An 11,551-nucleotide genomic window follows, 5' to 3' on the forward strand; every position below is an offset into this window, starting at 1 on the left:
TACCTATTCCTCCTCGGCAAGTCTTTGAAGAACTTGCTTGAAATCTTCATTAAGTCTTAATACGTCTCTCTCTTGTTCAATGAGGTTGTCCCCCAAAAAATCCAACGACTTCTCGTTAAGGGTGTTAATAAAGACCCCCATCATAACCCCACGAGTTTTGAGGTAGTTGATCCCCTCTTGCTTGACCCTAATTAGGTCTTTGAACCCGCTGAGAAAATCGCGTTCTAGCTCCGTTAATTCGGCAATGAATGGCTCAATATCCTCCTTCAAATCCTCATCCGTGGACACCGGGGTTAAACTATTTATGGGTTTTTCCTTCTCTTTCTCCGATTCCTTTTCTTTCTCTTTCTTATCTATCTTCGATTCCATCTCTTTCGCCTTCTCTGCTATCTTCAGCGTTTCAAAAAAATTATTCCCTCGTTCCGAATCCGATCTATCGTGATGATCAACTTCCTCTTCATCATATCGAAGAGCGAAAATCTCTAATAGCTCTTTGCTTTCTTTATCCAACGTGTCAATTCGCTCTAAATCAAACTCAATCAGAGGAATTGTCGCCACGTCTTGTTCCAAAGGTTCAGGTGGCTCTGGAATTGAACTACCCAAGCCCACGGACCTTTTATCCCTGGCTTTTACAAAGCGACTCCCAGAGAATAGTGAAGGCTGCGCTTTCTCCTGAAACAACTCCAGGAGCATATTTTTGAACCCCTCTGGAAAGAGTGCTTCATCCACGTTTAATTGGCGCTTTTCTCCGACTTTATCTCTGGCGACGTTTTCCGCTAGGCGAAATAAGGCTGTAAGATCTTCTCTCATTTTTAGCGTTGGAATTCGTTTGGCTTCCAGTTTATTATGAACCTTGCGGCCTATCACAGCATTTGGGAATAATCGACGTTCAAAACCGGACTTTTCATCGAGCGGTATCCATTCTTCTATGAGATTTTTACCTTGAGCTTGATACTCACTTTTTAGTAACGCAACCGAAGTTTTGAAGACTTTATAAATAAGATTTCTATTCGTTTTGAAGAAATTAGTTTTATTATATCTTAAAAATCGTTTCCAAAAGGTAATAGAAACCGTCTCTAGTTTGTTCTCGAATTTTTTGAGGGTTTCATAATCGGAAAATTCATAGTTTCGTATCTTAGAAGTCCACTTCTTTTCAAGTTCATATTCTCCTAACTCATAGCAAAAGTCGCAAATCCAGCGTGGCAGAAAATGACCCAAACTATAATTCGTATCCTGATAGTTCAAGCAAAGTCGATCCAACATACTTAAATTAAACGCTGCATTATCGTTAAACGTGTAATTTAAAAGTTCGTAGATAAAGATAAAGACATAGCCCGAATCTGCATTTAGGTAGTTACCCCTCAAAACTTCTTTTCTCCAGTAGAAATACCATTCCTTTTGGGCCTTATCGAGGGTGCCAAACGATTGCTCGTAAATCTTAAGAAAAACGGGCTTTACTGGTTTTCCCTGTGTCTCCTGTCGCCTAGAATAGGCTAAAGAATCCTTACAAAACATAAGATTAGCTCTTGGAAAATCCGCGCCTCGGAGAGGCATCCCCTTAATGTCTTCCAGAAATTCTTTAACCTGCAGCGGAGTCTTCACATGTTTATATTCCGGCAGAATCAAGGCTTCCATAGGATAGAATAAATCCCCAGAGGGGTACGATGTCTTGTTATTAACAAGCTCAGACGCCCGTTTGATATTAAACTTATCCAACATGTTCAATAGTTTATCGATCATTCCAGTCCTTCGCCCTTCAAATTTATAGAGCTCTGCCCGTAGATCAGCCCTGTCTAATAATTATAGCATTAATTCATTCCCACGGTATCCCCCCGCATCCGTTGAATTTATGGCATAGATATCAAACAAGGATAATAGAATGGCTAAAAAAGAGGGATTGGAGTTAATTTGTAGAAAGGACATAACATTAAGAGAGTTAGGGGCAGTTGATACATGAAGATGATTGCCGAGAATGAAATTTTATATGAAGAAGAGGATGAAGTTGTTTCGCTAGAGGAATCTGATATTTCTAAACATGAGAGTTTAAAACTCGGAAAATCCGACCTAGCGATTCACGATGTCTTCCCTAATACTTCGGATTACTTTTATATGCTAGACGGACAATGGAGATTTACTTATGTTAACAATTCAGCAGCCATGATTTTCTCTAAGATCATGAAGCAAAATGTTGTGGGCAAATACTACTGGGATATATTCCCTACGGCAGATGACCTTTATTTCTTAAAATTCTCAGAAGCTAAACTCAAGCAAAAACATGTTTACTTTGAAGCATTTTCAGTCCTTACGGATGGGTGGGTAAGGGTCAATGTTTATCCCTCTCCGGAAGGTATTTCAGTGTATTTCAGGGATATTTCTGAGCAAAAAAGATATGAGCAATCTTTAGAAGATGAACGAAAACGTCTTTATGCCATTTTAAATGGACTCCCTGGCCTAGTTTATCTCCGCACTAGGGAAGGAAGAATTGTTTTTGCCAACCAGACTTTTAAGAGCATTCACGGCGAACCTAATAACGGAAACTGTTACTCCATTCTCTTTAATAAAGAGGAACCTTGTAGCTACTGTCATAAAGGTATAGAGTCTGAAACTATAATTTCTAATCAGTGGCAGTGTGTCATTAAGGATACGATTTATGAAGTATATCAGCACCCTTGTGAAGATTCTGATGGTACACAGTTATTTCTAATGCAACTGCTGGATATAACAAAACGGAAGCTTGCAGAAGAGGAAATAGCACGTTTGGACCAATTAAATCTCGTTGGGGAATTGGCGGCAAGTATAGCCCATGAAGTGCGGAATCCAATGACGACTGTACGTGGCTTCTTACAAATATTAAAAACCAGAGATGCCTTACACGAGAACACAGATTACTTTGATCTGATGATTAGCGAATTAGATAGGGCGAACAGTATACTCACTGAATTCTTATCGATAGCTAAAACAAAAACGAAATTATATGCAACTGTAAAACTTAATGATTTAGTAGAATCTTTGTACCCTCTAGTCTTAGCAGATGCTACGAATCAGGATAAACAAGTCGTACTGGAAATTGAAGAAGTCGCTGAATTAACTTTGAATGAACGGGAAATGAGACAACTAATCCTTAATCTCACAAGAAACGGCCTTGAGGCGATGCATACTAAGGGTACCCTAAAAATAAAAACCTATCAGGACGCCAATAGTATTGTGCTCGCTGTACAAGACCAAGGAACTGGAATTGGTCAAGAGATGTTAGGACGATTAGGTACGCCCTTTCTCACAACCAAAGAAGAGGGTACTGGCCTCGGTCTAGCCACATGTTATAGTATTGCTGAAAGGCACAATGCAAAGATCGAAGTAGAATCTTCAGCTTCCGGGACTACGTTTTTTGTTAGATTTAAGTTAGGCGATGAATCGTAAAATGATTATCAAAAAGAGCGCTTTATCTCTTAGTAAAAGATAAAGCGCTCTTCGTAGTTTAAAGCCAACTAGCGTTTGCGCATTCCGCCGCCAAAGATTAAAAAGATATCCAGGATAAAGGTAAACAGGTTGACAAAGTCCAAAAAGATACTTAGGGTAACCATCACCGCATTGTCAGCCGTGCTATATTTTGCTCGTTGGAAGTCGAGGGCAGTCATCAAGCTGAAAAGTACAGTTCCGCCCAGGCCAATCAGTAATCCGAAAGGACTAAAAAAGCTACTGAAGAAGAGAGAGAGAATCATAATTGCCAACAAAATTAATAAGCCAATCCCCAGCACTTTCGCCATAGCGCTTAGATTACGCTTAGTCATTAAGCCATAGGCACCAAAAGAGGCAAAGACAACAAAGGTTATGAGTGTCGCTTGACCCAAGACTGCAAGACCCTCCGTAGTTGCAGTCAAGGCTTGAACGACTGGACCAAGTACGACACCAGCACAAGCGGCAAAGACCAAAGCAAGGGCACCCGTTAATCCCGCGGCTGGTGTGTTGTCGCGTGCTAAATCTCGGCGGTTAATCACAGGAATCACAAATAGCAAAACGAATTCCAGAATCACCGCAGGCATGAAATAGCTTGGTGGCACGAGCAAGGCCCCAGCGGCCATAGCTAGGAACATAAACGACAAGAGGCCCATGACTTCAGTTAAAGAAACGCTTTTGGCCTTTTTGATGTCAACGATGGATGAGTCGCGATAATATCGGGATGAATTCTCAAAAAGCGGCATATCTTTCACCCTCTCATCTTATTTCATACTGACAAAGGTTAAACTTAGACAGGTATAATCAAGCTTAAACGAGTCAAACATTCTTACACGGGCTTAAACATTTTTTTGCTGGCCCCACATAATGGGCATCTCCATGTATCCGGCAACTCCTCAAAGTGGACATCTTTTGGAATCTTACTTTTTTTACACCCTTTTTCCGGATTATAGATATATCCACAACTTTGCATTTGGCATTGCCACATTTTAGGTTCTTCGCTCATTTCTATGCCACCTCCTTATCTCATTTTATCATTAAGTTCAAGGAACTCCAATTATTTTCATGCTAATTTGTTGGATATTATCCTTATATAACAATAGCACCTGCAATTAAGCAAATGCTATTGTTATTTTATTACGCAAGTAATGCTGCACCTAAAGCTGCGGTTAATTCGGGTTCCTGTGGGATCACAATGTTCCCCTTTAACTCCCGTTCAAGAAATCGGACTAGGAGACTATAATGTGCGCCTCCTCCAGTGAAAATCAAATTTTCCGGATGTCCGACAGACTCGACAAAATTAGCGAGACGCTTTGCAGTACTTTTGAAGAGACCTGCAATCACCTCAGGTTTTGGAATCCCCTTAGAAAGCATAGTAATGACTTCCGATTCAGCGAAAACTGTACACATCGAATTGATAGGAATTGGCTTAGCCTCCGCGGCTAACTCTATCTCCTCGGAAGCTAAATCTAATCCCTTAAGGATAACATCTAAAAAACGCCCGGTTCCGGCAGCACATTTGTCATTCATGATAAACTGAATAACTTTTCCTGCGGCGTTTTTCTTAATCACCTTAGCGTCTTGTCCCCCCAAATCGAGAATATAGGCATAATCCGGAAAATAGGCATGACATCCTCGGCCTTGACAGGAAATTTCCGTAATCACCCGCCCCTCGGGAAAGTTTACGCGTCCATACCCTGTGATCACGAGCTTTTCGGGTTTTTCTCCGTGTTCTTCGACATAGGCCTTAAGTAAGGTTATACCCGCTTGGACAGAATCGAAACGGGAGGGTATGACTTGGCTGTATACCCGTTTCCCGTTTTCTAGCACCACCAATTTCGTATTAACCGAGCCGAGATCTAACCCCGCTTGCTTCATGCCCGAATCATCTCGATCAGAGCCTCAATCCGAGTCAAGAGTTGCCCTTGATCTTCTTCGGAAAAATCGCTTTCTAACCGCAGGAAAGGAATTTTTTTCTTCTCCATTTCTTTACCCACAAAATAGCTTTCCACGCCATAGGGCTGGCAGAACTGAAGGGTAAAGTCAATCACGGCATCTGCTTTTAATGTTTCAGCCATGCGAGTAATATCTTCCATGCGCCCTTGATTTGGAGTAAAACAAGCACAATTCACCTTTAAGGGGCGCTTGGCGATATTAGCAAGCATATCCGATACGTTATCCGCAGGCTCAGTGACATCCTTATAATAACGTTCTCCCGTGCAGGTTTCCTCCCCGACAACGACCGCTCCAGCCTGTTCGATTAAGGCATGAAGTTTCCAAGCTGGAAGAGGTTGCGGGGTTCCCGTCACAAGAATCCGCGGCGCATCAACAGGGGCTACTCCGCTCCCCTCCTTAACTCGTTCATCTAGTTCATCACACAGTGCATTGACTTGGGTCGTGAAGCGAACTGGATCGTCAAAGAAGGAGAGTTGATTGATTACAAGGACATCTAAACCGTGAATAGGAGCAGGGTTATGTTTTCTTAAGTTAGCTAACCTTTGAAGTGCTTGGCGTTTATTGTTAATCGTCTGAATTCCTCGTGCGAGATTCTCAGCGGTCAAACCCACTTTAGTCTCGCGCTCAATGAAAGAAGCGAATTCCCGAACTTCTTCTTCCCAGAGACGGGCGTCTTTGACTTCTTTCTTTTGCGGAAGCTCCATCACGTAGGTTGGGATATGTTCATTGAGAATCTCCCACGCTTTCTTCTTCCCGTCACAGGTCGTCTCCCCGATGACCCAATCGGAAACTTGGAAATACGGGCAAATCCGATCTAGCTTAAAGCCCATGGTCGATTTAATCAAAGGACAAAGGTTGCGCGGCAAAACTTTTTCCCCCGAAGAAACCGTATACTGGGCCCCAGCACATAATCCAATGCTGGCACTTCCCGTCGCCACGACAATTTCCTCCGGAACATAGACGCAAAACGTTGAGAAAACCTTAGCTCCGGCTTCCTTCATGGCGTAAAGTTCGTGCACACGAATCCCATGCACATCTCCGACTACTGCGTCAAAATACCCCATCGCTTTCGGGCGATTGGATCGATTTAAAAACAGACTCGTATAAATTCCAGGCACAGGAGCCAGAAAATCATCGTGTTTCTCTAGGTCCATACCCAGTGCTGTCCATAATTCTCGGTTATCCATTCTTTTTATCCTCCTCGTTTTATACAATTTGCTCACACTCATGATCTTGGTTCAAAGGTTCAATAGGTTTAATCCTAGGATAATTTCAATAGTTAATTGAGTTAGATATGTATTACCTTATCGCTTTCATGCATAACGGCGATAATCTCAGGCATCGTGGAAACCTCTCCAACCTCGATTTTATCTTTGATACCGTAATAATCTAGACAGGTCACACAAGCCAGCAGAGTGACCCCTGACTCCTCTGCCAAAATCTTCAGAGCATCAACAGCGGAGAATTCGGGTAGCAAAAGCTGCACCCCTTTTTCCAGAAAAAGAATGTGGGACGGTTTCTCAGCCGCCTCCAAGAGTTTCAAAAAGAAACTGTGCATCAGACGTTTACCCAATTCCGGATCTTGATGGCCAATGGTATCCGAACTGATCAAATAAGTAAAGGACATCGTGTTCTCCCCTCCAATTATAATTTATATCTTATATTATTTTATCACTAAACACATATGTGCGGAAGGGCCTTCTTAGAATTGTCCTTGAATTCCTGGTATAAAATGGGGTTGTAACAAAGCTTTTTTCCAGCTTGTTACAACCCCATTAAATTTGACTTCTGCAATGGTTCACTAACCTGGAAGCATAAGGGAAGCATAAGGGACGGTTCTGTTGCTTCGAAGAACAGTTTGATCGTCGGCACCATATAGAAAATCGCAGCGAATGACCCCCTCCCACGATAGCTTTGAGCGCCATAGAAACATATCCCCCTTAGATAAGAGGACAAGAATTAAAAAAACTCTCCAGAAATCGGAGAGTTTTTACAGTTGAGAAATATTATTCTTTTGGTAGAACTCCCAAAGATGCATCAAGGGCAAGCTGATATTGTGGCGGCAAGTCGTGAACAGCATCCTTGATTTGTCTGTAAGCCTTACGGTGCGCCTCCAGAGTTAGGGCGTCGTTTGGAAAACAGGCGTCCACTATTTGTTCCAAAGCCTTGGCCTCTTCCACGTGCCCATGCTGACTGAGATAATCATAAAGCGGAAGGGCAAATTTGAATACGTCAACTTGATTTTTAATGGTAAAGGACATTCGGTAAACCTCCAATTCAAATGCCACTATCGGCAGAATTAGTATCAGCAATTATATATGAGATAATTATAGCATAATCAATTTCTTATACCAAGAATTGAATTGCTTCATAAAGCCGTGTCTATAGTCTTCATATTCAAGTGCAGAATGACATCATACAATGTGTTAAGCTCTATGATTTCAAGATTCTTAAACCTAGACGAATCTCTAACGGTATTTTTGGCGACGTAAACACGCTTAAATCCCATTCGATCTACTTCTCGTATGCGCGCCTCAATTGCAGGGACTTTCTTGAGTTCTCCAGTAAGTCCCACATCCGCCACAAATACAGTATCATTGGGAATCGCTTTGTCTTTCACTGAGGAAACAATACACATGATAATCGCTAAGCTTACCGCTTGTTCTTTAAGTTGAAGTCCACCCGTCGTTTTTATTACGACGTTTTTATCGTAGAGATTAATCTTCCCTCTTTGTTCAAGTATTGAAATCAAAGTGTTTAATTGATCTCTCCGCAAACACTCCGCAATTCTTGACGGATAGGGTGTGAAAGACTTGGAGACCAGACTTTCGATTTCCACGATGATGGGGCGTGTTCCTTCTTTAATAACAGCTAACGCGCTCCCCGAAACTTTTTGTCCCTCTCCCCTTTGGGTCATAAAGAACTCCGAAGGGTTATCAATCGATAACATCCCTTGTTCGGTCATGGAGAAAAAACCTATCTCGCCCGTGCTCCCGAATCTGTTCTTAGAACACCAGGCTCCCCGTAATTCTTCCCCATTTTCCCCATTCAGGATTAGTACAGCGTCGACCAGATGCTCTAAGGCTCGAAGTCCTGCGATTTCATCATCTTTCGTCATTTGCCCGACCATGATCACTGCTCTGGGACGACTGTTGTTCTTGGCAACCTTTAAGAGTTCATTCGCACACTCCATGGTCTGAATAGGTGAACCAGGACGGGAATTATGTTCTTCCAGAGTAAAGGTCTGGATGCTGTCTATGATAATTAAATCTGGGTCTAGCTCCTCAATTGAGGCCAAAACATGGTTCATGCTTGTATCAGAGTAAATCCAAATGTCACTCTTACTTCCGTTTAAGATTCTATCCGATCTATTTTTAATTTGACTGTCGCTTTCTTCCGCAGAAGCATATAAAACCTTATATCCCTTCGTAGCAACATCGTTGGCTACTTGCAAGAGTAAGGTTGATTTTCCAGCACCTGGCCTTGCTGTCAAGATAATGATCGAGTCTTTGACGATTCCCCCACCTAGAACTCGGTTAAATTCCTCGATGTTCGTCACAATTCGATCACTGTTGCCCGCTAGGACCTCAGATAACTTCTTGGGAGATGTCTTTCTTTTACTCAGGGAAGACGTCGTCTTAGGTTGACTTATTAATTCTTCATATGTATTCCAGGAATCACAGCTTTGGCACTTGCCCATCCATTTTGGACTTTCCGATCCACAATTCGAACATCTATAAATTACCTTGTTCTTCATACAACGCCCCATTCTAAGAACAGAAAGCCAGATCTATCCGCTCCTACTAAACTTAATTATGAGATAAAGGGGTTGCCTTGGCAACCCCTTTATGATGTCTTTCCCACGTTTTGCTTCATCCGTTGTTTTACTGCTGTTACAACCCTTTGCCTTTAAATTTTAGAAAACTTCATTTTCCCATCTTCTGCTTCAACACGGATTCGATCGCCGTCTATAAATTCTCCTTCGAGTATTTTTTCGGACAGAGCATCTTCAATTAAGCGTTGGATCGCACGCCGTAGCGGACGCGCTCCAAAAATCGGATCATTCCCCTCTTTCGCAATCAAGCTGATAGCACTCTTCTCTACCTGAAGGTCCAAACCATGCTCACTTAATCGTTTGTTCACCTGGAGCATCAGTATTTCCGTGATTTTCTCTAGGTGTTCCTCTTGAAGAGCATGGAAGACGACTAACTCATCAATGCGATTGAGGAACTCGGGACGGAAGGTGCGTTTAAGCTCTTCCATAACCTGTCCGCGCATATTCTTATATTCCATTTTTTCATCTTTTTTTGCTGCGAACCCCATGGCTCCTTTCCTTAGGAAGGAAGAACCCACATTCGAGGTCATGATGATCACCGTATTGCGGAAATCAACAGTCCTTCCCTTGGTGTCCGTGAGCCGACCATCTTCAAGCACTTGGAGTAAAATATTAAACACTTCAGGGTGCGCTTTCTCAATTTCATCCAGCAAAACGACACTATAGGGTTTACGCCTTACCGCTTCAGTGAGTTGACCCCCTTCATCATGACCGATATATCCCGGAGGCGCTCCCACAAGTCGGGAAACAGCGTGTTTCTCCATATATTCCGACATATCAATGCGAATCAGAGCCTTTTCATCCCCGAACATCGACTCTGCCAAAGCGCGACCGAGCTCGGTTTTCCCCACCCCCGTTGGACCGAGAAAGATGAAGGAGCCAATTGGGCGTTTGGGATCTTTCAATCCTGCCCGCGCGCGACGGACTGCCCGAGCCACTGCCGTGACTGCATCCTCCTGTCCGATGAGCCTTTGATGCAACGACTCCTCCAGATGCAGGAGACGTTCACTTTCTTCTTGAGCTAATTTTTTAACAGGTATTCCTGTCCAGCCAGCAACAATTTGGGCAATATCATCTGCCGTGACCATCGCATTTTCTTTGTGACGCTGATTCTGCCAGGCATCTCTCTGCTCAGCAAGTTCTACCCGTAATTTTTGTTCTTGATCGCGGATTTGGGCAGCTTTTTCAAATTCCTGACTCCCAACCGCTGCCTCTTTTTCTTTCTTTAGGCGTTCGACTTCTTCTTCCAGTAATTTCATATCAGGTGGGGCAGTATAACTTGCTAGACGAACTCGTGACGCTGCTTCATCCATCAAGTCAATAGCCTTATCTGGTAAGAAGCGGTCGGACACATACCGATCCGACAGCGTTGCAGCTGCATCAATGGCTTCATCCGAAATTTTCACTCGGTGATGGGCTTCATATCGATCCCGTAAACCACGAAGAATCTGAATTGCTTCCTCTACGGTCGGTTCACCCACCGTGATGGGTTGAAAACGACGTTCTAGAGCCGAATCCTTCTCGATGTATTTGCGGTATTCATCCAAAGTTGTGGCCCCGATGCATTGAAGTTCACCCCTGGCCAAAGCCGGTTTGAGAATATTTGCCGCATCGATAGCACCTTCTGCAGCTCCCGCTCCTATCAAGGTATGCAGTTCATCGATAAAGAGGATGATGTTCCCGTCTGCTCGGATCTCCTCCATGACTTTCTTTAAGCGTTCCTCAAATTCGCCGCGATATTTGCTTCCCGCAACCATAGCCGAAAGGTCAAGGGTAATCACTCGTTTATTGACTAGAATTTCTGGCACTCTATTGTTCACAATCCCTTGGGCTAATCCTTCAGCAATGGCTGTTTTCCCGACACCGGGTTCCCCGATGAGCGCGGGATTGTTTTTGGTCCGTCGACTTAAAACCTGAATGACCCGCTCAATTTCCTTTTCCCGCCCAATCACCGGGTCAAGACGTCCTTCGCGTGCTTGCATCGTAAGATCCCGTCCAAATTCATTAAGGGCTGGCGTATTTGCAGGACCAACATTTTTAGAATTCGAGATGGGATTAGTCGACGGTATTGGCGATTCATCTAATTCTCCACCTAAAAGTTTGACGACTTGTTTCCAAACCTTTTCCGGACTCACATTAAGGTTTGCCAAAATTCGGGCCGCAATTCCCTCCCCTTCCATAATTAATCCCAGGAGCAAATGTTCCGTCCCAATATAGTTGACATCTTGTCGATGTGCTTCCTCATTAGCCAACTCCAAGACCCTTTTTACTCGTGGAGTAAGTGCAACCTCACCGTTAGAGGGCTGA

At 43.2% G+C, this 11,551-nt stretch carries 10 protein-coding genes; 1 reads left to right on the forward strand and 9 read right to left on the reverse strand.

Annotated elements, in window-relative coordinates; genetic code table 11:
* Nucleotides 1-3 precede the first annotated feature (3 nt).
* Entirely contained in the window at nt 4-1,740 is a 1,737-nt protein-coding gene (locus DSOL_RS08560; protein WP_075364439.1) for a TerB N-terminal domain-containing protein, read from the reverse strand.
* A gap of 213 nt (nt 1,741-1,953) precedes the next feature.
* Between DSOL_RS08560 and DSOL_RS08565 the strand changes: the two genes are divergently transcribed.
* Nucleotides 1,954-3,417, forward strand: coding sequence for a PAS domain-containing sensor histidine kinase (locus tag DSOL_RS08565; RefSeq protein ID WP_075364440.1), 1,464 nt, complete (start codon nt 1,954-1,956; stop codon nt 3,415-3,417).
* 68 nt (nt 3,418-3,485) lie between these two features.
* Here DSOL_RS08565 and DSOL_RS08570 read toward each other — a convergent pair whose 3' ends face one another.
* The 8 genes from DSOL_RS08570 to DSOL_RS08605 all read right to left on the reverse strand — a co-directional run.
* Nucleotides 3,486-4,199, reverse strand: coding sequence for a Bax inhibitor-1/YccA family protein (locus tag DSOL_RS08570; RefSeq protein WP_075364441.1), 714 nt, complete (start codon nt 4,197-4,199; stop codon nt 3,486-3,488).
* Between the two features lie 83 nt (nt 4,200-4,282).
* A complete protein-coding gene (locus DSOL_RS08575) occupies nt 4,283-4,459 on the reverse strand; it encodes a rubredoxin (RefSeq protein WP_075364442.1) in 177 nt (58 codons plus the stop codon).
* A gap of 131 nt (nt 4,460-4,590) precedes the next feature.
* Nucleotides 4,591-5,331 carry an acyl-CoA dehydratase activase gene (locus DSOL_RS08580; RefSeq protein ID WP_075364443.1) on the reverse strand — a complete coding sequence of 247 codons (741 nt, stop codon included), beginning with the start codon at nt 5,329-5,331 and terminating at the stop codon, nt 4,591-4,593.
* Nucleotides 5,328-6,596, reverse strand: a complete 1,269-nt coding sequence (locus tag DSOL_RS08585) for a double-cubane-cluster-containing anaerobic reductase (RefSeq protein WP_075364444.1) — start codon at nt 6,594-6,596, stop codon at nt 5,328-5,330. The genes DSOL_RS08580 and DSOL_RS08585 overlap by 4 nt, the downstream gene beginning before the upstream one ends.
* A 101-nt stretch (nt 6,597-6,697) precedes the next feature.
* The gene (locus DSOL_RS08590) at nt 6,698-7,036 is read right to left on the reverse strand and encodes a DsrE family protein (protein ID WP_075364445.1); all 339 of its coding nucleotides are present in this window, start codon (nt 7,034-7,036) and stop codon (nt 6,698-6,700) included.
* A 379-nt stretch (nt 7,037-7,415) separates the two neighbouring features.
* Nucleotides 7,416-7,670 (reverse strand): adenylate cyclase, encoded by a 255-nt coding sequence (locus tag DSOL_RS08595; RefSeq protein WP_075364446.1) that lies wholly within the window; start codon nt 7,668-7,670, stop codon nt 7,416-7,418.
* Nucleotides 7,671-7,777: 107 nt separating this feature from the next.
* The gene (gene radA, locus DSOL_RS08600; RefSeq protein WP_170871470.1) at nt 7,778-9,166 is read right to left on the reverse strand and encodes a DNA repair protein RadA; all 1,389 of its coding nucleotides are present in this window, start codon (nt 9,164-9,166) and stop codon (nt 7,778-7,780) included.
* A 152-nt stretch (nt 9,167-9,318) separates the two neighbouring features.
* Nucleotides 9,319-11,551 (reverse strand): ATP-dependent Clp protease ATP-binding subunit (locus tag DSOL_RS08605; protein WP_075364460.1); only part of this gene is annotated, 2,233 nt, incomplete at its 5' end.

Origin of the sequence: Desulfosporosinus metallidurans (assembly GCF_001936615.1) — a bacterium.
Lineage (GTDB): Bacteria > Bacillota > Desulfitobacteriia > Desulfitobacteriales > Desulfitobacteriaceae > Desulfosporosinus > Desulfosporosinus metallidurans.

Excerpts from the sequence above, each read along its gene's own strand:
- DSOL_RS08560 (WP_075364439.1), bottom strand. The coding sequence starts at position 1,740 with ATGATCGATAAACTATTGAACATGTTGGATAAGTTTAATATCAAACGG.
- DSOL_RS08565 (WP_075364440.1), top strand. The coding sequence starts at position 1,954 with ATGAAGATGATTGCCGAGAATGAAATTTTATATGAAGAAGAGGATGAA.
- DSOL_RS08570 (WP_075364441.1), bottom strand. The coding sequence starts at position 4,199 with ATGCCGCTTTTTGAGAATTCATCCCGATATTATCGCGACTCATCCATC.
- DSOL_RS08575 (WP_075364442.1), bottom strand. The coding sequence starts at position 4,459 with ATGAGCGAAGAACCTAAAATGTGGCAATGCCAAATGCAAAGTTGTGGA.
- DSOL_RS08580 (WP_075364443.1), bottom strand. The coding sequence starts at position 5,331 with ATGAAGCAAGCGGGGTTAGATCTCGGCTCGGTTAATACGAAATTGGTG.
- DSOL_RS08585 (WP_075364444.1), bottom strand. The coding sequence starts at position 6,596 with ATGGATAACCGAGAATTATGGACAGCACTGGGTATGGACCTAGAGAAA.
- DSOL_RS08590 (WP_075364445.1), bottom strand. The coding sequence starts at position 7,036 with ATGTCCTTTACTTATTTGATCAGTTCGGATACCATTGGCCATCAAGAT.
- DSOL_RS08595 (WP_075364446.1), bottom strand. The coding sequence starts at position 7,670 with ATGTCCTTTACCATTAAAAATCAAGTTGACGTATTCAAATTTGCCCTT.
- radA (WP_170871470.1), bottom strand. The coding sequence starts at position 9,166 with ATGAAGAACAAGGTAATTTATAGATGTTCGAATTGTGGATCGGAAAGT.